This is a genomic window from Sphingomonas sp. Y38-1Y (assembly GCF_032391395.1).
Taxonomy (GTDB): domain Bacteria; phylum Pseudomonadota; class Alphaproteobacteria; order Sphingomonadales; family Sphingomonadaceae; genus Sphingomonas.
This window is the reverse complement of sequence record NZ_CP135916.1, coordinates 507,755-531,383: the sequence shown is the minus strand read 5'-3', so window position 1 is coordinate 531,383 and position 23,629 is coordinate 507,755. Positions and strand designations below refer to the sequence as shown.

Genomic DNA, 23,629 nt, shown 5'->3' with positions numbered 1-23,629 from the left:
AAGCTCAGGACAGGCTTCGACAAGCTCAGGGCGAACGGACGGAGACAGAAATGAACCACGACATCACCTCGGCCCTGCGGCCCGCGATCGTCATGACGATCCTGTTCGCGCTGCTGCTCGGCATCGGCTATCCGCTGGCCATGACCGGCATCGGGCAAGCGCTCTTCCCCGCCCAGGCGAACGGCAGCCTCGTTCGCGATGCGTCGGGCCGCGTGATCGGTTCGGCCGTTGTCGGCCAGGCCTTCACCAGCGAGCGATATTTTCGGTCGCGCCCGTCGGCGGCGGGCCAGGGCTATGACGGGCTCGCCTCCTCCGGTTCCAACCTCGGGCCGACCAGCCAGGCGCTGCTCGACCGCGTCAAGGCGGATATCGCCGCGCGCCGCGCCGAGGGTGTGACCGGCCTGCTTCCCGCCGACATGGCGACGGCGAGCGGCTCGGGGCTCGACCCAGATATCTCGCCCGCCAACGCGCTGGCACAGGCGCCGCGGGTAGCGCGGGTCCGCGGCTTGCCGATTGCGCGCGTCGAGTCGCTGGTGCGCCGCCACACCGCCGCGCCCGGCATTCTCGGTGATCCCACCGTCAACCTGCTCGCGCTCAACCAAGCGCTCGACCTGACGCGTTGAGCGAAGACGGCGCCCGCCCCGATCCCGACGCGTTGCTCCGCCAGGCGGCGCGCGAGGGTCGCGGGCGCCTCAAGATCTTCCTCGGCGCCGCGCCCGGGGTCGGCAAAACCTACGAGATGCTGGCCGAAGGCGCGGCGCGCCGGCGCGAGGGCGTCGACGTCGTCATCGGCGTGGTCGAGACGCATGGCCGCGCCGAGACCGAGGCGCTGCTGCGCGGGCACGAGATCCTGCCGCGCCGGGCCGTGCCCTATGAAGGGCGCACGCTCCACGAACTCGACCCCGACGCGCTGATCGCCCGCGCCCCGCGGCTGGCGCTCATCGACGAGCTCGCGCATCGCAACGCGCCGGGCAGCCGCCATTCGCGCCGCTGGCAGGATGTCGAGGAACTGCTCGCCGCCGGGATCGACGTCTATTCGACGCTCAACATCCAGCATGTCGAGAGCCTCAACGACGTCGTCGCCGGCTTCACCCGCGTCCGCGTGCGAGAGACGGTGCCCGATCATCTGCTCGAGATCGCCGAGCTCGAAGTCGTCGACATCCCGCCCGACGAGCTGATCGAGCGGCTGAAGGCGGGCAAGGTCTATCTCCCCGAAGAGGCGACGCGCGCGCTCTCCCACTTCTTTTCCAAGTCCAACCTGTCGGCGCTGCGCGAACTCGCGCTGCGCCGCGCGGCGCAGGCGGTCGACGCGCAGATGCTCGACCATGTCCGCGCGCTGGGGCTGGGCGGGACCTGGGCGGGGACCGAGCGGATCGTCGTCGCCTTGTCCGAACTGCCCGGTGCCGACGGCCTCGTCCGCGCCGCCAAGCGCATCGCCGACGCGCAGCACGCCCCCTGGAGCGCGGTGTTCGTCGAGACGCCGCGCAGCGCCCGCTTCGGCGAGGGCGAGCATCGACGCCTGGCCGCCGCGATGGACCTGGCGACGCAGCTCGGCGGCACCGTCGCCACCGTGCCCGCTGCCGACGTGGTCGCGGGCATCCGCGCGCACCTGGCCGACGCGCGCGCCACGCAGCTCGTCGTCGGCAAGTCGCAGCGGTCGCGCTGGTTCGAGCTTCGCCACGGCTCAGTCGTCGACCGGCTGGTGCGCGAGACGCCGGGCGTCGGCGTCCATGTCCTGCCGCTCGACACCCCCGCACCGCCGCCGTCGCCCGTCCGCCGGTCTGGCGAGTGGGGCCGGCCCGCCGGCTATGCCTGGACGACAGCGATGGTCGCGGGGGTCACCGCCGCGGCGACGTTGCTCGCGCATGTGCTCGACCTCGGCAACGTCGCGCTCCTCTACCTCCTGCCGGTCATGGCGGCGGCGAGCCTGTTCGGGCTTCGCACCGGGCTGTTCGCGGGTATCGCCTCCAGCCTTGCCTACAACTTCTTCTTCCTGCCGCCGACGGGCACGCTGACGGTCAGCGATCCCGAGAATGTCGTTTCGATCGTCGTGCTGCTCGGCATCGCCGTCGCGACCAGCCACCTCGCCGCGCGCGTTCGCGCACAGGCCGACCTTGCCGCCGCCAGCGCGCGGACCAATGCCGCGCTGGCGGGCTTCCTCCGCCGCCTCACCGCGCTCGGCTCGCGAGAAGAAGCGGCGCGGGCGATCTGCGACGAGCTTGCGCCGCTGTTCGACGCGCAGGCGATCCTGCTCGCCCCCGATGCGTCGGGCGAACTCGCGATCCTGGCGGCGAGCGGTGCCGAGTATCGCCTCGACACGATGGACCTCGCCGCCGCGCGCTGGGCGTTCGACAGCGCGGCGCCGGCGGGGCGCGGATCGGGCACGCTCGCGGGGTCCGAATGGCGCTTCCAGCCGCTTCGCGCCGGCGAGCGGACGCTCGCCGTGCTCGGCCTCGCCGACCTTGGCGGCGGCGAGCCCGTCCGCGCCGACCGGCTGCCGCTGCTCGCCGGCCTCGCCGATCAGGCGGCGCTGGTGCTCGAGCGATTGCGACTCGAGGCGGACATGCGCGATGTCGAGGCGGTCCGAACGCGCGATCGTCTTCGCGCCGCGCTCCTATCCTCGGTCAGCCACGATCTGCGCACGCCGCTCACCGCCGTCATCGCCGCCGCTGCCGAGCTTCGCCACGGCGCGACGCCAGACCTGATCGCGACGATCGAAGGGGAGGCGGCGCGGCTCGATCGCTTCATCACCAACCTCCTCGACATGGCGCGGGTCGAAGCGGGCGCGCTCGACCTGCGCATCGAACCGATCGACTTGACCGACGCGGTCGCCGGCGCTGCGCACGATGCCCGGCGCGCTTTGTCGGGGCATGCGCTGCGGCTGGACGTGCCGCCCGACCTGCCGCTCGTCCGCGCCGATGCACGGCTTCTCCACCATATCCTCCTCAACCTGTTCGAGAATGCGGGCCGCTATGCCGCGCCCAGCGGCCCGATCACGATCGAGGGTGCGCATCGACACGGCGAGCTCAGCCTGTCGCTGGTCGACGAGGGACCGGGACTGCCACCAGGCCGCGAGGCGCAGCTGTTCGAGACGTTCGCGCGGGTCGAGGGGTCGGACCGGGCGGCGGGCGGCACCGGCCTGGGGCTTGCCATCGTCAAGGCATTCGCCGACGCGATGGGCATGACCGTCACCGCCGCCAACCGCACCGACCGCAGCGGCGCGCGCTTCACGCTCGTGTTTCCGGCGGCGTTGATCGTGCGCGAGGGGGTGGGCTGATGGCGGGCACGGTGATGGTCGTCGACGACGAGTTCTCGATCCGCCGCCTGCTGCGCGCGACGCTGGAGCGGCAGGGATACCGGGTGGTCGAGGCGGTGCGCGCGGCCGATGCGCTGCCGCTGATCGGCAACGCGCATCCCGACGCGGTGCTGCTCGACCTGGGCCTGCCCGACCGCGACGGGCTGGAGCTCGTGCCGCTGATCGCGCGGATGCCGGGGGTGGTGCTGATCGTCGTCTCCGCACGCGAAGCGACGGCGGAGAAGGTCGCCGCTCTGGACCTCGGCGCCGACGACTATGTCACCAAGCCGTTCGATAGCGAGGAGCTGCTCGCCCGCCTGCGCGTCGCGCTCCGCCAGCGCGGCGGCGAGCCCGCCCCGCCGGTGGTGCAGGCGGGCGCGGTGGCGATCGACCTCGACCGCCGCATCGTCCGCCGCGACGGGGCGGAGGTGCACCTGACTCGCAAGGAGCATGACGTGCTGGCGGTGCTCGCGCGCCATGCCGGCCGCGTGGTGACGCACGACCGCATCCTCGCCGCCGCGTGGCCCGGCGACCATGACGCGCGCATCGAGTATCTCCGCATCGTCATCCGCAACCTCCGCCAGAAAATCGAGCCGGCGGGCGAGGTGGGCAGCGTCGTCGCGAACGAGCTGGGGGTGGGGTACCGCTTGCTGGCGGGGTGAAGCGCATCTTCTTCAGCCCACTTCCCCGGCGAAGGCCGGGGCCCAGGTGGGAAGGCTTGCGTAAGAGGCGCAACGTTCCCCAACTGGACCCCGGCCTCCGCCGGGGAAACATAGAAGGAATTGTGCTCCCGCCTGCGCGGGAGCACGAAGCCTCAGCGCAGCTCCAGAACCACCACCGACTTGGGCGGCAGCGTGGCGGTGAGCTGACCGCCGGCGATGCTTGCCCCCGTGAACGCCTGCGGCGCCACGCGGTTCGGCGCGTCGAAGTCGTTGCGCGCGGTGATCGCGTCGGCAGTGAGGACCGTGCCCGTCACCGTGCCCGCCTGGACGCCCGACAGCATCGCCGTCACGCTGTTCGGCTGGTTGGGATCGGCGTTGGCGAGCGCCACGCGAACCACGCCGTCCTTGCCGCGGATTGCCGAGGCGCTGATCGCGGGGATGACATACTGGTCCTTGTTGTACCAGCCGCCCTTCAGCTCGATCGGCAGCACCGTCGCGTCCATCCACGGCTTGTACATGTGGAACACGTGATAGGTGGGCGTCTTCACCATCCGCGCGCCGTCGGTCAGGATCATCGACTGGAGCACGTCGACCATCTGCGCGATCGCGGTCATCTTCACGCGGTCGGCATGCTTGGCGAAGATGTTGAGGTTGATCGCCGCGACCATTGCGTCGCGCATCGTGTTCTGCTGGCGCAGGAAGCCGGGATTGGTGCCAGGCAGCGGCGCGTACCACGTGCCCCATTCGTCGACCGCCAGCCAGATGCGCTTCTCGGGGTCGTACTTGTCCATCATCTGGACGTGCTTGGTGATGAACTCGTCCATCTTCCACGTGGCGGCGAGCGTCTGTGCCCAACCCGCCTCGTCAAAGTCGGTCGATGAGGCGCGCGGCGGCCAGCCGCCCGGCACCGTGTAGTAATGGAGCGACAGCGCGTCGATCTGCTTGGCCGCGTCGCGGATCATCACTTCGGTCCAGCGATAATCGTCGTTGTTCGCGCCCGACGCGATCTTGAGGATGCGCGTGTTCGCCGGCGCCTTGATGAAGGTGGCATAGCGGCGCGTGACATCGGCGGCGTACTCGGCGCGCATGTTGCCGCCGCAGCCCCACAGCTCGTTGCCGATCCCGAAATAGGGAAGCTGCCACGGCTGCTTGCGGCCGTTCTTCGCCCGCTCGTCGGCAAGGCTGCCGGCGGGCGAGGTCATGTATTCGACCCACTCGGCCATTTCCTGCGGCGTGCCGTTGCCGACGTTGCCGGAGATATACGCCTCGGCATCGAGCTGGCCGACCAGCTCGAAGAATTCGTGCGTGCCGACGGTGTTCGGCTCGGTCACGCCGCCCCAGTGGGTGTTGATCTTGACCGGGCGCTTGGCGCGCGGGCCGACGCCTTCGCGCCAGTGATATTCGTCGGCGAAGCAGCCGCCGGGCCAGCGCACGATCGGCACGCCCAGTTCCTTCAAGGCACCGACAACGTCGCTGCGGAACCCGCGGACATTGGGGATCTTCGACTTCTCGCCCACCCACAGGCCGCCATAGATCCCGGTGCCGAGATGCTCGGCGAATTGGGTGAAGATCGCCTTGTGATAGACGGGGCCGGGCGCATCGGCGCGGACGGTGATCTCGGTCGGCTTGGGCGCTTCCTGCGCCGCGGCGGGCGCCATCAGCGCGAGGCCCAGCGCGACCGCGCCCAGTCGAGTTCGTTTGCCCAGCCAGCCCGCCATGTCATCCTCCCGAGTACCGGCCGCGATCCTGTCGCGGCCTTCATGATTACTCGGACATATTCGGGACCGACCGGCTTGGCAACGGTCGAGGAAGGACGGTGAAGCGCCACCCGATTTCAGGCGGCGCTCCACTGCGTCATTCGGCGGGCGCGACCTCCGGCTCGGGCAGCGCGTTGGTCGCCTTGGCACCCCACACCGCATAGAAGAGGATGTAGAGCTCGCAGACGACGGTCAGCAGGAACGAGGTCTGGAGGCCATAGCGGTCCGCCAGCCAGCCCTGCACCACCACCAGCGCACCGCCGGCGATCGCCATGATGAGCAGCCCCGATCCTTCCTCGGTCAGCGGCCCCAGACCCTTGATGCCGAGCGAGAAGATCGTGGGAAACATGATCGAGTGGAACAGCCCGACCAGGATCAGCGACCACATCGCCGCCGGTCCGGTCAGGAAGGTGGCGCCGAGCATCACGACGAACGCGCCGATCGAGAAGCCTGCGAGCACCGTCTCCGCCGGGATCTTCTGCATGATGAGCGAGCCGGCGAAGCGGCCGACCATCATCCCGCCCCACAGGAGCGAGAGGTAGCGCGACGCCTCCGCCTGGGTGATGTTGGCGATGTCGGGCTGCGAGACGAAGTTGATGAAGAGGTTGGCGACGCCGATCTCGGCGATCAGGTAGATGAAGATCGCCGGCACGCCGAACACGAGGTTGCGGTGGCTCCACAGCGACAGCCGCTTGCGCTCCTCACGCGTGACGCGCTGCGTCGATTGGCCGATCGCGGGCAGCGGAAAGCGGGCGATGACGACCGCAAGCACCACCAGCACGCCGGCGACGAGGACATAGGGGAGGATCACCGACTGCGCGTCGGCCAGCCGCTCCGCTTGGGTCAGCACGCGGTCCTGCGTCGTGCCACCTACCGAGCGGCCGAGGATCAGATAGCCCGCGAACAGCGGCGCCAGCGTGGTGCCGAGCGAATTGAACGCCTGAACCAGGTTGAGGCGCGACGACCCCGTCTCCGGCGGGCCGATGACGGTGACATAGGGGTTGGCCGCGACCTGAAGCAGCGTAATGCCGCTGGCGATGACGAACAGCATGACCAGCGTGACGCCATAGGACGGCAGGCTCGCCGCCAGCGTCATCCCCGCCGACCCTGCCGCCATCACGAGCAAGCCCGTTACCAGCGACTTCTGATAACCGATCCGCTCGATCAGCTTGGCCGAGGGGATCGAGGCGACGAAATAGGCGATGAACCACACGCTCTCGATCAGCGTCGTCTGCGTGTAGTTGAGGTCGAACACGCTGCGCAGGTGCGGCAGCAGCGTGTTGTTGATGACGGTGATGAAGCCCCACATGAAGAAGAGGCTGGCGAGCAGCGTCAGCGCGGGCGCGTAGGATGCCGACCGCCCCCCGGCGGTGGCGGCATGGGTGCCCGATGCGGGCTGGCTCGGCGGCAGGGCCATCGGCGATCCTCCAGATCTCTGTTTTTTATCGGACTATATGGGTCGAAAAAGCGCGGTCAATCGTCCCAGCGGAACGCCCCCACGCGCTCGTGCCGGCCGAGCATGAACGCATCGGCGACGAGGCGGAAGGGCGAAAGATCGGCGTCGATCGCGCCGGTGCCGATCATGCCGGCGAAGCGCCGATACAGCCGGCCGTATTCGGTCCCCTCCGGCACCGCGACCTCCGCGCCGTCGAGGAACAGGCGGCCCCCGCCCTCGCGAAGCTCGGCGGTGCCGTCGTCGGTTTCCAGCGTCATCGTCCAGGTCTGCGGCCCGCGCTGGTCGAAGCTGAATTCGGCGGCGATCTCGGTCTCGCCGCGCGCCATCGTCAGGTCGGCCATGATCGGCGCCTCACGATCGGAAGGATATTTGAGCGTGGCGGCATGAAGCTCGGTGCCGGGCACCAGCCGCGTCAGGATCGACAGCGCGTTGACGCCAGGATCGAACACGCCGATCCCCGGCTCCCAGATCCATTCCTGGCCCGGATGCCAGACGCGAACGTCCTCCTTCCACGCGATCGACACCCGGCGGAGCGTGCGCGCCGACAGCCACTCGGCCGCGGGGCCGACGCCGCTCGCCTCGCGCGAGTGCCATGTGAGGTAAAGCGCCCGCCCCGCCTCCCGCGCCATCGCGGCATAGCGTTCGCCGACGCTGACGCTGGCGGCTGGCGGCTTCTCGACCATGATGTCCAGGCCGAGCGACAGCGCCTCCTCGATCAGCGCCGTCCGCGCCATCGGCGGGGTGCAGAGCGACACGGCGACGAGGTCGGGCACGGCGGCCTTCAGCTCGGTGATCGTCCGCGCGACGGGCACGTCCAGGTCCTTGGCATGACCGCTGACGACGCCCGCCAGATGCAGCGTGTCGCTGGCGGCGAGCGTCGGCAGATGCTGGTCCTGCGCGATCTTGCCCAATCCGACGATGGCGATGGCATGGGTCACGACGCTCTCCCGAAACGCTTGTCCGACAATTCCGGCGCGCGGTGTTGCAGATCGGCCCGGACCCGACAAGCGCCATTCACGCGCCGAACAGGTCGGGCGTCGCCGTCTCGCTGGGGAAGCCGGACACGGTCACGCCGACCAGCCGCAGCCCGGTGACGAGCGGATAGAGCGTCGCCACCAGCGCGCGGGCGGTGGCGTGGAGCTGCTCGCGGTCGCGCACTGGCGCGGCAACGGTGCGGCTGCGGGTGACCTGGCGGAAGTCGGCATATTTGGCTTTGACCGTCACCGTCCGGCCATAACGGTCGCGCGCTTCGCACCACGCCCAGACCTCGTCCGCCTGCTCGATCACGGCGCGTTCGATTGCGGCGGGGTCGATGAGGTCGCTGGCGAAGGTCGTCTCGCTGCCCGACGACTTGCGCACGCGATTGGGCTCGACGGGCCGCTCGTCGATGCCGCGGGCGATGCCGTGATACCATTCGGCCGCGCTCCCGAAATGCTCGGCCAGGAAGGCGAGCGATCGGTCGGCAAGGTCGGCGCCGGTAGCGATGCCCAGCCGCTTCATCTTGGCCGCGGTGACGGGGCCGACGCCGTGGAAGCGCTCGACTGGCAGCGTCGCCACCCAATCCGGTCCCATCTCGGGCGTCACCGCGAACTGGCCGTCGGGCTTCTTCTGGTCGGACGCGAGCTTGGCGAGGAATTTGTTGTAGGAGATCCCGGCGGAGGCGGTGAGTCCGGTGTCGGCGGCAATGCGCGCGCGGATCGCCTTAGCCGTCGCCCAGGCGGTGCCGAGCCCGGCCAGGTCGGCGGTGACGTCCAGATACGCCTCGTCGAGGGACAGCGGCTGGATGAGCGGCGTGAACTCGGCGAAGATGCCGTGGATCTGCTGGCTGACCGCACGATAGACCTCGAACCGCGGCGGCACGAAGATCAACTCCGCGCAGCGCCGCTTGGCGGTGACCGAGGGCATCGCCGACCGCACGCCGAACCGCCGCGCCTCATAACTCGCCGCCGCGACCACGCCGCGCGACTCGCCATGCCCCACCGCTACCGGGCGTCCGCGCAACGCCGGATCGTCGCGCTGCTCCACCGAGGCGAAGAAGGCGTCCATGTCGACATGGATGATCTTGCGGGGGGTCACGGTGGGCCGGGCTTTGCGCAACCGTACTCCCCTCCCTGAAAGGGAGGGGTCGGGAAATGGTAGGTTTGGGGCGAAGCGCTTCCTCGCCCCCAACCCACCCCAGCCCCTCCCTTCCAGGGAGGGGAGCGAGTAGCGCCCAGATCATCCACGACCTCATACCCTGACCCGAACAGATTGTGAACGCCGGACCCTCTTCCCCGCCACCATTGCGCGCGCTACCGGCTCTCGCCATGCGCTTCTTCTCCGACAATGCCGCCCCCGCCTGCCCTGCCGTCATGGCCGCGCTGATCGAGGCCAATCGACAGGACACCGCCTATGACGGCGATGCGTGGTCGAAGCGGCTGGACGCGGCCTTTTCCGCGCTGTTCGGCGCCGACGTCGCCGTGCTGTGGGTGCCCACCGGCACCGCCGCCAACGCCCTCGCGCTCGCCGCGCTCTGCCCGCCGCACGGCGCCGTCTTCTGCCACCGCGAGGCGCATATCCAGGTGGACGAGTGCGGCGCGCCCGAATTCTACACCCACGGCGCCAAGCTGCTGCTCTTGGAGGGCGAAGGCGCCAAGCTGACGCCCGATGCGATCGAGGCGGCGGCGGCGGCGATCCGCGACGACGTGCACCAGGTTCAGCCGCACGCGATCAGCATCACCAACGCGACCGAAGCCGGACGCGTCTATACCCCCGACGAGGTGGCAGCGATCGGCCGCGTCGCCAATGCCCGCGGCCTCGGCTTCCACATGGACGGCGCGCGCTTTGCCAATGCGGTCGCGCATCTCGGCTGCACGCCCGCCGCGCTGACAGTCGAGGCGGGTGTCGATGCGCTGAGCTTCGGTTTCGTCAAGAATGGCGGCATGTCGGCGGAGGCGCTGGTGTTCTTCCGGCCAGACCTCGCCGCCGCGACGCGCTATCGCCGCAAGCGCGCGGGGCACCTCCAGTCGAAGGGCCGCTATCTCGCCGCGCAATTGCTGGCGATGCTCGAGGACGACGTCTGGCTCGCCAATGCGCGCGCGGCCAATGCCGGCGCCGCGCTGATCGCCGGCGCCGCTGGTGGCCGTCTGGTCGAGCCGGTCGAGGCGAACGAGGTGTTCCTGACGCTGACCGCCGACGAGGCCGCGACGCTGCGGGCCAAGGGCTTCGACTTCTACGATTGGGGCGTCGGTCAGGCGCGGTTCGTCACCGCCTGGGATCAGGGCGAAGCGGCGGTGCGCCCGCTCGCCGACGCCATTGCGGCCCTATGAGCGACGCGCCGCCGCCGCAATCGACGCGGCTGTCGGTGCTGATTCCCTTCGGCATCGTCACGCTGATCTGGGGATCGACCTGGATCGTCATCACCGGCCAGCTGGGACAGGTGCCGCCCTCCTGGTCGGTCGCCTATCGCTTCGCGATCGGCGGCGCGGCGATGCTCGGCTGGGCGCTGTGGCGCGGCGACCGGCTGGCGCTCGACGCACGCGGGCTGGGGTTCGCGGCAGTGCTCGGGCTGATGCAGTTCGTGCTCAACTTCAACTTCGTCTATCGCGCCGAGCTCTATGTGACCTCGGGCCTGGTGGCGGTGGTGTTCGCGCTGCTGCTGGTGCCCAACGCGATCCTGGCGCGGCTCTTCCTCGGGCAGCGAATGGGGCGGCAGCTCGTCATCGGATCGGTGATCGCGATAGCGGGAATCGCGCTTCTGTTCGTGCATGAGGCGCGTGCCGATACCGGCGGCACCGCGCGCGTGCTGACCGGCATCGCGATCACGCTGGCGGGCGTCTGCTCCGCATCGGTCGCCAACGTGATGCAGGCGACGAAGACCGCGCGTGCCTATCCGATGGCAGCGGTGCTCGGCTGGGCGATGCTGATCGGCGCCGCCGTCGATGCGGGCTTCGCGCTGGCGACCGCGGGGCCGCCGCGATTCGACTGGAGCCCGCCTTATGTCGCCGGGCTGCTCTATTTGGGCCTCGCCGCCTCGGCGCTCGCCTTCACGCTCTATTTCGGCGTGATCCGCACGATCGGACCGGCCAAGGCCGCCTATTCGGGCGTACTCGTCCCCGTGATCGCGATGGCGCTGTCGACGGTGTTCGAGGGCTATCGCTGGTCGGCGCTGGCGGTTGCGGGCGCGGCGCTGGCGATGACCGGGCTGGTGGTGGCGTTAAGAGCGCGCAGGCCCAACCGGTAATCGGCATAGACCGGCCGCCAGCCGAGCACCCGCTTCGCCTTGCCGTTCGCCACGCGCCGGTTTTCGGCATGGAAGGCGCGGGCGGCCGGGCTGAGCGACTCGAGCGGGACGATCGGCGGCGGGTCCATGCCCAGCAACGCCGCCGCATACGCGACCACCCGGTCCTGCGCGCACGGGACATCGTCGGCGAGGTTGTAGGCGCCCGCCGGCGCGTCGAGTCCCTTTGCGACGCCCTCCGCCAGATCCTCGACATGGATGCGGCTGAACACCTGGCCGGCGATACCAGTGCGATGCGCCTCCCCCGCGGCGACGCGGTCGAGCGGGGAGCGCCCGGGGCCGTAGATGCCGGGCAGCCGGAACACGCGCGCGCCGCGGTCGAGCCAGGCGGCGTCGGCCTCGTTGCGGTTGGCCCGCCGACCGCAGATCGGTGCGCTTTCGTCGACCCAGGCGCCGCCGGCATCGCCATAGACGCCGGTCGAGGAAAGATAGGCGAGCCGTGCGCGGCCGAACGAGTCGCCATAGGCGTCGAGCACCGGATCGCCCGCCTCGCCAGGCGGCACGCTCGACAGGATGTGCGTCGCCTCGCCTGCCTCGAACCGCACGCGATCGGCGTCGGCAAAGGCGATCGTGCCCTCGCGCCCGTTCCGCGTCGTCGCCGCGATCCGCCAGCCGCGCGGGGCGAGCCGCGTCGCGATGAAGCGCGCGCTGTACCCCAGCCCGAAGATCAGCAGCCGCACCTTACGACCCCTGCCCCGCGCCTCCGTACAGCGTGCCGAAGAAGTCGCCCTTGTTCCAGGTCGGCCGCGGGCCATCGGCAAGGGCACGCGCCAGCTTGTAGTTGAGCGTCACGAACCGCCGCGCCGACGCCCAGTCGAACGGCAGCTTCATGTCGTCGGACGGCTGATGGTAATGCTTGTCGAGGAATTCCTTGGTCGCCGCCTTGCCCGGCCCGCCCCAGCCCGCGTCGATCGACACCGACGGCACGCCCTGCTTGACGAAGCTGTAGTGATCGGTGCGGACGAAGTTGGTCTCCTCGGGCGCGGGATCGGGGCTGAGCGTCAGCCGCTCCTCCGCCGCGACGCGCGCGAGCACGGGGCCGATGCTCGACCGGTCGGCGCCGTAAGCGACGATGTCCTCGAACTTGTAGGTCATGATCGGCATGTCGAGGTTGACGTCGGCGACGATCGATCCGCGCGGCACCGTCGGGAAGCGCGCGAAATAGTCGGAACCGATCAGCCCCTCTTCCTCCGCGGTCAGCGCGACGAACAGCACGCTGCGCTTCGGCGCCTTGCCCGCGTCGCGAAACGCACGCGCGGCTTCCAGCATCGAGGCGATGCCGATCGCATTGTCCATCGCGCCATTGTTGATCGCGTCGCCGTTCACCGGCTCGGTCACGCCGATATGGTCGAGATGCGCGGTCAGCACGACATATTCGTTGCGGAGCGTGGGATCGCTCCCCTCCAGCTTGCCGACGATATTGGCGCTGTTGAGGCGGACAAGTTCGCTCTTCTGCTCGAAGCTGGCGGTGACGTTCAGCGCGCCGGTCGGCAGCGGCTTCTTGGCGGCATCGGCGCCGCGGACCCGCGCCCAGGCGAGCGGACCGCCGGCGAACAGCTTGACCGCCCCCGCCTCGCTGATCGCGGCAAGCTGCGGCGCGCCATCGCTTCGCGGCGCATCGGGCCGCGACCAGTTCATCGACGGGCCGGACCACGCCTCCACCACCGCCGGGAAGTCGTAGATCGCGCGCATCGCGCTCGATTCGATGAAGACGATGCCCTTCGCGCCGCGCTGGCCGGCGACCTCGGCCTTGACCGACCGGTTGCTGTAATGCGCCGCGACTTCGCTGTTGAGGCCCGGCGGACCGCCCCACATCACCGCGACGATGCGCCCGCGCACGTCCAGGCCCTTATAGTCGTCGATGCCCGTGGTCGGATCGACGACGCCATAGCCGGCGAACACCACCTCACCCGAAACGGTGCGGTCCACCTCGGTCAGGCTCGCGCGGCCGACATAGTCGGTGCCGAGCGCCAGCGGCTGGGTCTTGCCCGCGCGCGTGAACGACGCGCTGCCGTCGAGCGGCCGCGCGGCAGCGAGCGGCACCGCCTGGCGCCAGGTGCCGTTGTCGCCCGCGGGCACGAGCCCCGCTTCCTGCATCCGCGCCGAGACATAGGCCGCGGCGACGTCATATTCGGGGCTGCCCGCCTGCCGACCCTTCAGCGCGTCGTCGGCCAGGAACGCGACATGCGCCTTCATCGCCGCCTGGTCGGGCGGAAGCGGCGCGTCGGTCGCGGCAATCAGCAGCGCCGCGCTGGCGGCGAGCAGCATCGTCCTCACTTGGCGCCGAGCCCGTTGTAGAGCGTGCCGAAGAAGTCGCCCTTGTTCCAGCGCGGCCGCTCGGGCGCGTCGGCGATCTCGCGCGCGATCGAATAGTTCGCCTCGATGAAGCGCACACCCGATGACCAGTCGATCGGCGGTGTCTGGCCGACCTCGTCGCTCGGCTGGTGGTAATGCGTCGACAGGAACGCGTCGAACGCCGCCTTGCCCGGTCCCTTGGTGCCCGGCCAGACGAACACGCTGGGAATGCCCTGCTGGACGAAGCGATAATGGTCCGACCGCACGAAGAAGCCCTGGTCGGGCATCGGGTCGGGCGAGATCTGGAGGTTCATCTTGGCCGCGGCATTCTTCACGTACTGGCCCAGCGTCGTGCGATCAGCCCCGAACGCGACGATGTCCTCGAACTTGTAGGTGAGGATCGGCATGTCGAGATTGACGTCGGCGACCAGGTTCGCCTTGGGGAAGGTCGGGTGGCGGGCGAAGTAATCGGCGCCGACCAGCCCCTTCTCCTCCGCCGTGACCGCCAGGAACAGCACCGAGCGCTTGGGCGCCGCGCCCGCCGCCTTGAAGCGCTTGGCCTCCTCGATCAGCGAGGCGATGCCGACCGCATTGTCCATCGCGCCGTTATAGATCGCGTCACCGTTCTTGGGCGTGCCTACGCCGACATGGTCGAGATGCGCCGTCAGGACGACGATCTCGTCCTTGAGCTTGGGGTCGCTCCCGGGCAGCAGACCGGCGACGTTGTAGCTGGTGACGGGCTTGGTCTCGGTCGACAGCTGGACCGACAGGCGGCCCGGCAGCTCGACCGCGCGGAACTTGGCAGCCGGGCTCTCGGCGGCGGCGACCACCTGGGCCCAGGGCGTGCGTGCGCCGGCGAACATCTTCTCGGCGCCCTTCATGCTGACGGTGCCGAGCGACGGCGTCTTGGGCGCGGCGAAGAAGCCGGTGCCGTCCGCCTCCGCCCAGGTCATGCGCGCGCTGTTCCACGTCTCGGCCAGGCGAGAGAAGGGCCGCACCTTGGCGCTGGTCGGCGATTCGAGCAGGATCACGCCGACCGCGCCCTTGGCCTGCGCCGTCACCGCCTTGTTCGCGGCGTTGCCGAAATGCGCGCGCTCCTCGCCCGGCATCGCCGCGGGCGCGCCCGAGAAGAAGGCGACGACCTTGCCGCGCACGTCGACGCCGGCATAGTCGTTGCGCTTGAAGGTCGGCGCGTCGATGCCATAGCCGACGAACACCACCGGCGCGTCGACGCGCGTCTGCGCCTGGGTCGGGTCGGCGCCGGGCAGATAATCCTCGCCAAAGGTCAGCGGCTGCGCGGCACCGCCCTTGGGCGTCCAGCCGAAGCTGCCCTGCGACGCCGGCTTGTAGCTGACCAGCGGCACGGTCTGGAGGTAGCTGCCATTGTCGCCTGCGGGCCGCAGGCCGGCGGCGTAATATTGCGCGGCGACGTACTGAGCGGCGACGTCATAGGTCGGGCTTCCCGCCTCGCGCCCCAGCATCGCGTCGCTCGCCAGGAACATGACGTGCGCCTTCATCGCCGCCTCGGCCTCCGGCAGTGCTGCGTTGACGCGGGCGTTGGTCTCGGCGCTGGGCAGCGGCGGGCGCGGCGCTTCCTGCGCGACCGCGACGCTGGCGAGGGACAGGCTGGCAAGCAACAGGGTACGGGCGATCATCGCGGCTCCGGGGGGGTATCGGGGAAGATTGCCGCCTTGTTGCACCCCGATGGCACCCCAAGTAAAGCGCGGCCTCCCATGAATCGCCCGCTCGTCATCGCCGTGCCGAAAGGCCGCATCCTCGCCGAGGCGCTGCCTCTGTTGGCGCGCGCCGGGATCGTGCCCGAAGCCGCCTTTTCGGACGAGGACAGCCGCGCGCTGCGCTTCTCGACCAACCAGGCCGGCATCGACCTGATCCGCGTCCGCGCGTTCGACGTCGCGACCTTCGTCGCGCACGGCGCGGCGCAGCTCGGCATCGTCGGCTCCGACGTGCTTGCCGAGTTCGCCTATGCCGAGCTCTATGCGCCCGTCGATCTCGGCATCGGTCATTGCCGCATCTCGGTCGCGGAGCCCGCGGACATGGCCGCGCGCGACGATCCGCGCGGATGGAGCCATGTCCGCATCGCCACCAAATATCCCGGCATCACCCGCCGCCATTTCGAGGCGCGCGGCGTCCAGGCCGAGTGCGTGAAGCTCAACGGCGCGATGGAACTCGCCCCGATCCTTGGCCTCGCGCCGCGCATCGTCGACCTGGTGAGCTCGGGCCGCACGCTGAAAGAGAACGGCCTGGTCGAGGTCGAGACGATCGCCGAGGTTTCCTCGCGCCTCGTCGTCAATCGCGCAGCGTTCAAGACGCGCGCGGATGTCGTGGCGCTGGTGGATGCATTCCGGGAGGCGGTTTCTTCTTCCCCCCTCCCGCTCGCGGGAGGGGCCGGAGGAGGGTCTGTCCCGGAGCGCACCGCTCAAGAAGGCCCTCCCCTAGCCCCTCCCGCAGGCGGGAGGGGAACTTGATCCGCCTCGATTCATCCGCCCCCGGCTTTGCCGCAGCGTTCGACAGCCTCGTTGACGCGCGGCGTGAGGCGGACGCCGACGTGTCGCGCGACGTCGCCGCGATCATCGGCAGCGTCCGGCGGGAGGGCGATGCCGCGCTCCACGCCTTCACCAAGAAGTTCGACGGCCACGACCTCAACGACAGCGGCTGGCGGATCGAGCGCGCCGATTGCGAGGCGGCGCTCGCCGATCTCGACCCCGATCTTCGCGAAGCGCTGACGCTCGCCCGCGATCGCATCGCCGCCTATCACGAGAAGCAGCGGCCCGCCGACGCCGAGTATCGCGAGGACGATGGCATCGTCACCGGCGCGCGCTGGCGCGGGGTCGATGCGGCGGGGCTCTATGTCCCCGGCGGGCGCGCGGCCTATCCGAGCTCCGTGCTGATGAACGCCATTCCCGCGCGCGTCGCGGGAGTCGAGCGGCTCGTCATCGTCACCCCTACGCCGGGGGGCGAGGCCAACCCGCTCGTCCTCGCCGCCGCCGCGCTGGTCGGCGCGGACGAGGTGTGGCGGGTGGGCGGCGCGCAAGCGATCGCCGCGCTCGCCTACGGCACCGACCGCATCAAGCCCGTCGACGTGATCTGCGGCCCGGGCAATGCCTGGGTGGCGGAAGCCAAGCGCCAGCTCTACGGCGTCGTCGGCATCGACATGGTCGCGGGGCCGAGCGAGATCGTCGTCGTCGCCGATGGCTTGAACGATCCCGATTGGACCGCCGCCGACCTGCTCAGCCAGTCCGAGCACGACCCGACCAGTCAGTCCATCCTGTTCACCGACGACACCGCCTTTGCAGATGCCGTCGCCGACGCCGTCGATCGCCAGATCGGCACGCTGTCGACCGCCAAGGTCGCGCGCGAGGCATGGGACGCCAATGGCGCGATCGTCGTGGTGCCCTCGCTCGAGGAGGCGATGCCGCTCGTCAATCGCCTCGCGCCCGAGCATCTCGAGCTGGCGGTCGCCGATCCCTTGGCCCTGTTCGACCAGGTCCGCCATGCCGGATCGGTGTTCCTCGGTCGTCATACGCCCGAGGCCGTCGGCGACTATGTCGCCGGGCCCAACCACGTCCTGCCTACCGGCCGCCGCGCACGCTTTGCGAGCGGGTTGTCGGTGCTCGACTTCATGAAGCGCACCAGCTTCCTGTCGCTGACCGAGGCGGGCCTCGCCGCGATCGGTCCCGCTGCCGTGCGATTGGCCGAGGCGGAGGGGCTGCCCGCCCACGCCCGCTCGGTCGCGCTCCGCCTCTCCTAAAGTCTCCAAGTTCCGGAACCCGAATGCCCAGTCCCAAGTCCCGCTCCCGCACCCAGGCCCGCGCCGCCGCGCGGCTTGCCGCCGTCCAGGCGCTTTATCAGCATGAGATGGAGGGCACGGCGATCCCCAACCTGCTGCACGAATTCCATCAGCACCGGCTGGGCGCGACGATTGAGGATGCCGAGTATCACGAAGCCGACGTCCACTTCTTCGACGACCTCGTGAAGGGCACGATGGCGCGCCTGGCGGAGATCGACGCGGCCGTCGCGGGCAAGCTTGCCAGCGGCTGGTCGCTCGACCGCCTCGACAAGCCGATGCGCCAGATCCTGCGCTGCGGCACCTATGAGCTGATCGCCCGGCCCGACGTGCCGGTGGGTGCCGTCATCAGCGAGTATCTGGACGTGACCGACGCCTTTTACGACCGGCGGGAGAAGGGTTTCGTCAACGGCCTGCTCGATGCCGTGGCCAAGGAAGTGCGGGGTTCGGCCACGCAAGGCTGAACCCAAATCAAGCTTGGGGGTTAAGCAGAGGCAATCTGTAAGGAGTACCCCGATGAAGCGCTTCCTGATCGCCGCAGTCGCGGCCGCCATGCCGCTCACGGCCATGCCTGCCGCCGCGGCCCCGGCCGCGGCCGGCGTCGCCGCCTCGCTGGACTATGCGACCCCGGCGCAGCGCCGCGACGACCGCCGCTGGCGCGGCGACCAGCGCGATTGGGAGCCGAGCCGCTCGTATCGCGAGGGCCGCTATCGCGAGCGTCGCCTGGGTCGCAACGACCGCATCTACAAGGGCCGTGACGGCCGCGCCTATTGCCGCCGCAACGACGGCACCACCGGCCTCGTCGTCGGCGCGGTCGGCGGCGGCGTGCTCGGCAACCTGGTCGGCGGCGGCACGCTCGGCACGCTGCTCGGCGCCGGCGGCGGCGCGCTGCTCGGCCGCGAAGTCGACCGCGGCGGCGTTCGCTGCCGCTGAGGATGACGGTCCCGCTGCCCTGAGGGTGGCGGGACCAAACCAACCTAATCGTCACCCCGGATCGCGCTAAGCATTGTGCATGGACGAAGCCGACTTCCTCAAAATCCTGCGCACGCTGCCGCTCCATGCCGGCGCCGCGGACCTGACCGACGACACGGCGCTGCTGGGCGACCTGATCCTGACGAAGGACCTGATCGCAGAGGGCGTCCACTACCTCCCCACAGACCCCGCCGCAGACGTCGCATGGAAGCTGCTGGCGGTGAACCTGTCCGACCTCGCCGCCAAGGGCGCAGCGCCGGTCGGCGCGCTGCTTGGCTATGCGCTGGGTGACGATGCCTGGGACCGCGACTTTCTCGCCGGGCTTGACGAAGCCTGCCGCGCCCTGGCTTGCCCGCTGCTCGGCGGCGACACCATCCGCACGGACGGCCCGCGCGTTGTGTCGTTGACCGCGATCGGGCGAGCGGGCGCGCATGTCCCCGTCCGCAGCGGCGCTCGTCCCGGTGATGCGCTCTGGGTCTCCGGCACGATCGGGGATGCGGCGCTGGGTCTCGCCATCGCGCGCGGCGAGCCCGGGCCGGTGGACCTGCTCGCCGCCTATCGCCGCCCGCGACCGCTGATCGAGGAGGGACGCGCGCTCGCCGCGGTGGCGACGGCGATGATGGACGTGTCCGACGGCCTGCTCATCGACGCCGGCCGGATGGCGGCAGCGAGCGGGTGCGGCGTGACGATCGACCTTGCCTCCGTCCCTCGCTCCCCCACGGCGATCGCGCATGCGGGAGCAAGTCGCGCCGCGCGACTTGCCGCGGCGACGGGCGGCGACGACTATGCGCTGCTGTTCGCCCTGTCCCCCGATCAGGTGCCCCCGGTCTCCGCCGTGCGCATCGGCGCGTTCGCCGCCGGAACGGGGCTTTCGCTAACCGATGATAGCGAACGCGTCCCCCTTCCCGCCTCGCTCGGCTGGGAGCATCGGATCGGCTGAAAACCACCGCTTGCGCAGGCCATTGGGCCTCTATACCCATGCACGTCCGGTGACCCGCGGTGGCATCGTATCGGCGCGGGCGCCCCATTAGGACGAGGGGAACTCAGCGATATGGACATTGTTCTGATCGCCATCGGATGCGGCGTGCTTGCCGTCCTCTATGGCATCGTCACCGCGTCACAGGTCTTGCGCGCACCCGCCGGCGACGCCCGGATGCAGGACATCGCCGGCGCGATCCAGGAAGGCGCCAAGGCCTATCTCGGCCGGCAATACCGCACCATCGCGATCGTCGGCGTCATCGTCGCAGTGATCCTCGCTCCTACCCTCGGCCTTCTTTCCACCGTCGGGTTTCTGATCGGCGCGGTCCTGTCGGGAATCGCCGGTTATGTCGGCATGCTCATTTCCGTCCGCGCCAATGTCCGCACGGCAGAGGCGGCACGCGGCTCGCTCCAGGGCGGGCTGACCATGGCGTTCCGATCGGGCGCGGTAACGGGCATGCTCGTCGCCGGGCTCGGCCTGCTCGCGATCGCAGGTATCTTCGCCTATCTCATCGGCCCCGGCGGGATGGACCTGTCGGTCGAGGCCGACCGGCGCCACATCGTCGAGGCGCTGACCGCGCTCGCCTTTGGCGCGTCGCTCATCTCTATCTTCGCGCGGCTCGGCGGCGGCATCTTCACCAAGGCCGCCGACGTCGGCGCCGACCTGGTCGGCAAGGTCGAGGCGGGCATCCCGGAGGACGACCCCCGCAACCCCGCCGTCATCGCCGATAACGTCGGCGACAATGTCGGCGACTGCGCCGGCATGGCCGCCGACCTGTTCGAGACGTACGTCGTGACGCTCGGCCTCACCATGGTCTCGATCGCGCTGCTCGTCCCGGCCGCGGGCAATCTGCTCCAACTCATGGCGCTGCCGCTGATCGTCGGCGGCGTATGCATCGTCACCTCGATCCTCGGCACCTACATGGTTCGCCTCGGCAAGGGCGGGTCGATCATGGGCGCGCTCTACAAGGGGTTCTGGACGACCGCGATCCTGGCGGTGCCGGCGATCTGGCTGGCGACGCAGATGACGCTGGGCGACCTGTCCGCCCCGATCGGCGGTGCAGGCTTCCTGGAGGCGGGCGCCGACGCGCTCACGACCGAGGGCGGCCCGCTGCCTGATGCCCCGACCAGCTTCACCGGCTGGGACCTGTTCTGGTGCATGATGATCGGGCTGGGTGTCACCGGGCTGCTCGTCTGGATCACCGAATATTACACCGGCACCAACTATCGCCCGGTCAAGTCGATCGCCAAGGCGAGCGTCACCGGCCACGGCACCAACGTGATCCAGGGGCTGGCGATCAGCCTTGAATCGACCGCGCTGCCGACGCTCGTCATCGTCGTCGCGGTGGTTGCGGCGTATCAGCTGGCGGGCATCATCGGCGTCGCCTTTGCCGCGACCGCGCTCCTGGCGCTGGCCGGCATGGTCGTCGCGCTCGACGCTTACGGCCCCGTCACCGACAATGCCGGCGGCATTGCGGAAATGGCCGGGCTGCCCGACGACGTGCGCGGGCGTACCGATGCGCTCGACGCGGTGGGCAACACGACCAAGGCGGTGACGAAGGGATATGCCATCGGCTCGGCCGCGCTTGCCGCGCTGGTGCTGTTCGGCGCCTACACCACCGACCTCAAGGCGTTCTTCCCCGACCTCACCGTCGATTTCAGCCTCTCCAACCCGTACGTCATCGTCGGGCTGCTGCTCGGCGCACTGCTCCCCTACCTGTTCGGCGCGTTCGGCATGACCGCGGTGGGCCGCGCGGCGGGGTCGGTGGTCGAGGATGTGCGCGAGCAGTTCCGGTCGAACCCGGGCATCATGGCGGGCACCAGCCGCCCCGACTATGCGCGCACCGTCGACATCGTCACCCGCGCCGCGATCCGCGAGATGATCGTCCCCTCGCTGCTCCCCGTGTTGGCGCCGATCGCGATCTACTATGTCGTGACCGCCGTGGCGGGGCAGGAACAGGGCTTTGCCTCGCTCGGGGCGATGCTGCTGGGCGTCATCGTCTCGGGGCTGTTCGTCGCGATCTCGATGACCTCGGGCGGCGGCGCGTGGGACAACGCCAAGAAATATATCGAGGACGGCAATCATGGCGGCAAGGGATCGGAGGCGCACAAGGCGGCGATCACCGGCGATACCGTCGGTGACCCCTACAAGGACACTGCCGGCCCCGCGGTCAATCCGATGATCAAGATCACCAACATCGTCGCGTTGCTGCTGCTCGCCGTGCTGGCAGGCGCAGCCTGACCGACAGCGCCCGCCCCGACGCTTCCGAAGCGCAACCGGGCGGGCGCTTCCCGCTGCATCTTCAGATGCTGGCGGGGCTGATCCTCGGCCTTGCCCTCGGCCTCCTCGCCAACTGGGCGGCGGAAGGTGCGGGCTGGGTGGAGGCGGTGACGACCTATGTCACCGGGCCACTCGGCCAGATCTTCCTTCGCCTGCTGTTCATGCTCGTCATCCCGCTGCTGTTTGCGGCGCTGGTGACGGGCGTGACCGAGATGGGCGACCTCGCCTCGCTGCGGCGTGTCGGGGTGCGGACGCTGATCTTCACGCTCGTGCTCTCGACCCTGTCGGTCGTGATCGCGCTGGTGCTGGTCAATCTGGTCCGCCCCGGCGATGGCGTCGATCCCGCGACGGCCAAGGCGATGCTGGAAAGCGCCAAGGAAGGCGCGGGCGCGATCGTCAGCCAGTCGCGCCAGGCGCCCGGCGGCATGGAAAGCGCGCTCGCGATCATCCCGTCCAACGTCGTCCGCGCCGCCGCCGACGACGACATCCTTGCCGTGATGGTGTTCGCGCTCGCCTTCGGCATCGGCCTGGTCGTTGCGCGCGGCGAGAAGACGGCGACGCTGCAATCGGCGATCGAGGGGCTGCTCGAGGTCACGCTCACGCTGATCGGCTTCGTCATTCGCCTCGCGCCGATCGCGGTGTTCTGCTTCATGTTCAACCTGACCGCCGAGTTCGGGGCCGACGTTCTCGTGCGGCTGGGCGCGTTCGTCGGCACGGTGATCGGCGCGCTGCTGCTCCAGATGCTGGTCGTCTATCCGCTCGGCGTCTGGCTGTTCGCGGGGCGCGGGCCGATCGGCTTCTTCAAGGGCGTGCAGGCGCCGATGCTGATGGCGTTCTCGACCGCCTCCTCCAACGCCACCCTCCCCGCCGCGCTGTCTGCGGCTGAGCACGAGCTCAAGCTGCCGCGCAAGATCGCGCGCTTCGTCCTGACGATCGGCGCCACCGCCAACCAGAACGGCACCGCGATGTTCGAGGGGGTGGCGGTCATCTTCCTTGCGCAGTTCTTCGGCGTCGAGCTCAGCTTGGCGCAGCAGGCGAGCGTCATGGCGGTCTGTATCCTCGGCGGCATCGGCACCGCGGGCGTGCCCGCCGGATCGCTGCCGGTCGTCGCCATCATCCTGGCGAGCGTCGGCGTGCCGCCGGTCGCGATCGGGCTGATCCTGGGCGTCGACCGCTTCCTCGACATGTGCCGCACCATGCTCAACGTCACCGGCGACCTCGCCATCGCGACGATGGTCGCGGGACGCGGCGACCCACAGGAGAAGACCCACCGATGATCGTTGCCCTCATCCCCCTCGCGATCGCGCAAGCGGCGCCCGCGCTCGATCCGAAGACGGCGACGTATGAGCTGCGCATCTATCACGCCGCACCCGGGAAGCTCGACGCACTCAATGCACGTTTCCGGGGGCACACGCTCAAGCTGTTCGAGCGGCACGGGATGAAGAACGTCGCCTATTGGGTCGAGCAGCCGAACGAGAAGTCGCCCGGCGGGCGCGTCGTCTATGTCCTCGCCTATCCCAGCCGCGCCGCGCGCGACGCCAGCTGGGCGGCGTTCGGCGCCGATCCCGAGTGGAAGAAGGTGGCCGCGGCGTCGGAAGCGAACGGCAAGCTGGTCGAGAAGGTCGACAGCATCTTCATGACGCAGGCCGATTACTCGCCGGCGATCCGATTCTGATGTCGTACCCCGGCGAAGGCCGGGGTCCAGCTAAGGGCCGGGCTACACCTATGCATCGTCACCCCGGACTTGATCCGGGGTCCCGCTTTTCCGCCAACGATGAGAAGAAGAAGCGGGATCCCGGCTCAAGGCCGGGATGACGTGAGGGAAAGGCTGGGCTTCCGCCTGCGCTGG

Annotated in this window: 20 protein-coding genes; 13 read left to right on the top strand and 7 right to left on the bottom strand. The window is 69.8% G+C overall.

The window, feature by feature from the left end; all coding sequences use genetic code 11:
* Positions 1-50 precede the first annotated feature (50 nt).
* From kdpC to RS883_RS02435, 3 genes are read left to right on the top strand one after another with little or no spacing between them, the layout of a single operon-like run.
* Positions 51-623, top strand: a complete 573-nt coding sequence (gene kdpC / locus RS883_RS02445) for a potassium-transporting ATPase subunit KdpC (protein ID WP_315762305.1) — start codon at positions 51-53, stop codon at positions 621-623.
* Positions 620-3,277 (top strand): sensor histidine kinase KdpD, encoded by a 2,658-nt coding sequence (locus RS883_RS02440; protein ID WP_315762303.1) that lies wholly within the window; start codon positions 620-622, stop codon positions 3,275-3,277. The genes kdpC and RS883_RS02440 overlap by 4 nt, the downstream gene beginning before the upstream one ends.
* A complete protein-coding gene (locus RS883_RS02435; protein WP_315762302.1) occupies positions 3,277-3,957 on the top strand; it encodes a response regulator transcription factor in 681 nt (226 codons plus the stop codon). The genes RS883_RS02440 and RS883_RS02435 overlap by 1 nt, the downstream gene beginning before the upstream one ends.
* A 152-nt stretch (positions 3,958-4,109) precedes the next feature.
* Here RS883_RS02435 and RS883_RS02430 read toward each other — a convergent pair whose 3' ends face one another.
* From RS883_RS02430 to dinB, 4 genes are all read right to left on the bottom strand, one after another.
* Complete coding sequence (locus RS883_RS02430) at positions 4,110-5,675, bottom strand: alpha-N-arabinofuranosidase (RefSeq protein WP_409977376.1); 1,566 nt, start codon at positions 5,673-5,675, stop codon at positions 4,110-4,112.
* Positions 5,676-5,811: 136 nt separating this feature from the next.
* Positions 5,812-7,131 (bottom strand): sugar MFS transporter, encoded by a 1,320-nt coding sequence (locus tag RS883_RS02425; protein ID WP_315762300.1) that lies wholly within the window; start codon positions 7,129-7,131, stop codon positions 5,812-5,814.
* Between the two features lie 56 nt (positions 7,132-7,187).
* A complete protein-coding gene (locus tag RS883_RS02420) occupies positions 7,188-8,108 on the bottom strand; it encodes a Gfo/Idh/MocA family protein (protein ID WP_315762298.1) in 921 nt (306 codons plus the stop codon).
* A gap of 76 nt (positions 8,109-8,184) precedes the next feature.
* Positions 8,185-9,216, bottom strand: coding sequence for a DNA polymerase IV (gene dinB / locus RS883_RS02415; RefSeq protein ID WP_315764929.1), 1,032 nt, complete (start codon positions 9,214-9,216; stop codon positions 8,185-8,187).
* 260 nt (positions 9,217-9,476) lie between these two features.
* Here dinB and RS883_RS02410 point away from each other — a divergent pair, with 260 nt between their 5' ends.
* Both RS883_RS02410 and RS883_RS02405 read left to right on the top strand, forming a co-directional pair.
* On the top strand, positions 9,477-10,478 hold the full coding sequence (locus RS883_RS02410) for a threonine aldolase family protein (RefSeq protein ID WP_315762296.1): 1,002 nt from the start codon (positions 9,477-9,479) through the stop codon (positions 10,476-10,478).
* Complete coding sequence (locus RS883_RS02405; RefSeq protein WP_315762294.1) at positions 10,475-11,392, top strand: DMT family transporter; 918 nt, start codon at positions 10,475-10,477, stop codon at positions 11,390-11,392. The genes RS883_RS02410 and RS883_RS02405 overlap by 4 nt, the downstream gene beginning before the upstream one ends.
* Here RS883_RS02405 and RS883_RS02400 read toward each other — a convergent pair.
* From RS883_RS02400 to RS883_RS02390, 3 genes are read right to left on the bottom strand one after another with little or no spacing between them, the layout of a single operon-like run.
* Complete coding sequence (locus RS883_RS02400; RefSeq protein ID WP_315762292.1) at positions 11,302-12,129, bottom strand: NAD(P)-dependent oxidoreductase; 828 nt, start codon at positions 12,127-12,129, stop codon at positions 11,302-11,304. The two genes, RS883_RS02405 and RS883_RS02400, sit on opposite strands and share 91 nt — an antisense overlap.
* Position 12,130: 1 nt before the next feature.
* On the bottom strand, positions 12,131-13,717 hold the full coding sequence (locus RS883_RS02395) for a M28 family metallopeptidase (protein ID WP_315764928.1): 1,587 nt from the start codon (positions 13,715-13,717) through the stop codon (positions 12,131-12,133).
* 5 nt (positions 13,718-13,722) lie between these two features.
* Positions 13,723-15,399: a M28 family metallopeptidase gene (locus RS883_RS02390; RefSeq protein WP_315762290.1), complete on the bottom strand. Its 1,677-nt coding sequence runs from the start codon at positions 15,397-15,399 to the stop codon at positions 13,723-13,725.
* Positions 15,400-15,477: 78 nt separating this feature from the next.
* Between RS883_RS02390 and hisG the strand changes: the two genes are divergently transcribed.
* The 8 genes from hisG (at position 15,478) to RS883_RS02350 (ending at position 23,455) form a co-directional block, all read left to right on the top strand.
* Positions 15,478-16,230, top strand: coding sequence for an ATP phosphoribosyltransferase (gene hisG / locus RS883_RS02385; RefSeq protein ID WP_315762288.1), 753 nt, complete (start codon positions 15,478-15,480; stop codon positions 16,228-16,230).
* Positions 16,227-17,513 (top strand): histidinol dehydrogenase, encoded by a 1,287-nt coding sequence (hisD, locus tag RS883_RS02380; RefSeq protein ID WP_315762286.1) that lies wholly within the window; start codon positions 16,227-16,229, stop codon positions 17,511-17,513. The genes hisG and hisD overlap by 4 nt, the downstream gene beginning before the upstream one ends.
* 23 nt (positions 17,514-17,536) lie before the next feature.
* On the top strand, positions 17,537-18,013 hold the full coding sequence (gene nusB, locus RS883_RS02375) for a transcription antitermination factor NusB (protein WP_315762284.1): 477 nt from the start codon (positions 17,537-17,539) through the stop codon (positions 18,011-18,013).
* A 52-nt stretch (positions 18,014-18,065) separates the two neighbouring features.
* Positions 18,066-18,482, top strand: a complete 417-nt coding sequence (locus RS883_RS02370) for a glycine zipper 2TM domain-containing protein (RefSeq protein ID WP_315762282.1) — start codon at positions 18,066-18,068, stop codon at positions 18,480-18,482.
* A gap of 79 nt (positions 18,483-18,561) precedes the next feature.
* Positions 18,562-19,461, top strand: coding sequence for a thiamine-phosphate kinase (gene thiL / locus RS883_RS02365; RefSeq protein ID WP_315762280.1), 900 nt, complete (start codon positions 18,562-18,564; stop codon positions 19,459-19,461).
* 111 nt (positions 19,462-19,572) lie between these two features.
* Positions 19,573-21,741, top strand: a complete 2,169-nt coding sequence (locus RS883_RS02360; protein ID WP_315762279.1) for a sodium-translocating pyrophosphatase — start codon at positions 19,573-19,575, stop codon at positions 21,739-21,741.
* A 65-nt stretch (positions 21,742-21,806) separates the two neighbouring features.
* Entirely contained in the window at positions 21,807-23,057 is a 1,251-nt protein-coding gene (locus tag RS883_RS02355) for a dicarboxylate/amino acid:cation symporter (RefSeq protein WP_315762277.1), read from the top strand.
* Positions 23,054-23,455, top strand: coding sequence for an NIPSNAP family protein (locus RS883_RS02350; RefSeq protein ID WP_315762276.1), 402 nt, complete (start codon positions 23,054-23,056; stop codon positions 23,453-23,455). The genes RS883_RS02355 and RS883_RS02350 overlap by 4 nt, the downstream gene beginning before the upstream one ends.
* Positions 23,456-23,629: the final 174 nt, after the last annotated feature.

Coding starts and splice junctions, on each gene's coding strand:
- RS883_RS02360 (WP_315762279.1), top strand. CDS start 19,573: ATGGACATTGTTCTGATCGCCATCGGATGCGGCGTGCTTGCCGTCCTC.
- RS883_RS02430 (WP_409977376.1), bottom strand. CDS start 5,675: ATGGCGGGCTGGCTGGGCAAACGAACTCGACTGGGCGCGGTCGCGCTG.
- RS883_RS02355 (WP_315762277.1), top strand. CDS start 21,807: ATGCTGGCGGGGCTGATCCTCGGCCTTGCCCTCGGCCTCCTCGCCAAC.
- hisG (WP_315762288.1), top strand. CDS start 15,478: ATGAATCGCCCGCTCGTCATCGCCGTGCCGAAAGGCCGCATCCTCGCC.
- RS883_RS02370 (WP_315762282.1), top strand. CDS start 18,066: ATGAAGCGCTTCCTGATCGCCGCAGTCGCGGCCGCCATGCCGCTCACG.
- RS883_RS02410 (WP_315762296.1), top strand. CDS start 9,477: ATGCGCTTCTTCTCCGACAATGCCGCCCCCGCCTGCCCTGCCGTCATG.
- dinB (WP_315764929.1), bottom strand. CDS start 9,216: ATGGACGCCTTCTTCGCCTCGGTGGAGCAGCGCGACGATCCGGCGTTG.
- RS883_RS02390 (WP_315762290.1), bottom strand. CDS start 15,399: ATGATCGCCCGTACCCTGTTGCTTGCCAGCCTGTCCCTCGCCAGCGTC.
- kdpC (WP_315762305.1), top strand. CDS start 51: ATGAACCACGACATCACCTCGGCCCTGCGGCCCGCGATCGTCATGACG.
- RS883_RS02435 (WP_315762302.1), top strand. CDS start 3,277: ATGGCGGGCACGGTGATGGTCGTCGACGACGAGTTCTCGATCCGCCGC.
- RS883_RS02350 (WP_315762276.1), top strand. CDS start 23,054: ATGATCGTTGCCCTCATCCCCCTCGCGATCGCGCAAGCGGCGCCCGCG.
- RS883_RS02405 (WP_315762294.1), top strand. CDS start 10,475: ATGAGCGACGCGCCGCCGCCGCAATCGACGCGGCTGTCGGTGCTGATT.
- thiL (WP_315762280.1), top strand. CDS start 18,562: ATGGACGAAGCCGACTTCCTCAAAATCCTGCGCACGCTGCCGCTCCAT.
- RS883_RS02425 (WP_315762300.1), bottom strand. CDS start 7,131: ATGGCCCTGCCGCCGAGCCAGCCCGCATCGGGCACCCATGCCGCCACC.
- nusB (WP_315762284.1), top strand. CDS start 17,537: ATGCCCAGTCCCAAGTCCCGCTCCCGCACCCAGGCCCGCGCCGCCGCG.
- RS883_RS02395 (WP_315764928.1), bottom strand. CDS start 13,717: ATGCTGCTCGCCGCCAGCGCGGCGCTGCTGATTGCCGCGACCGACGCG.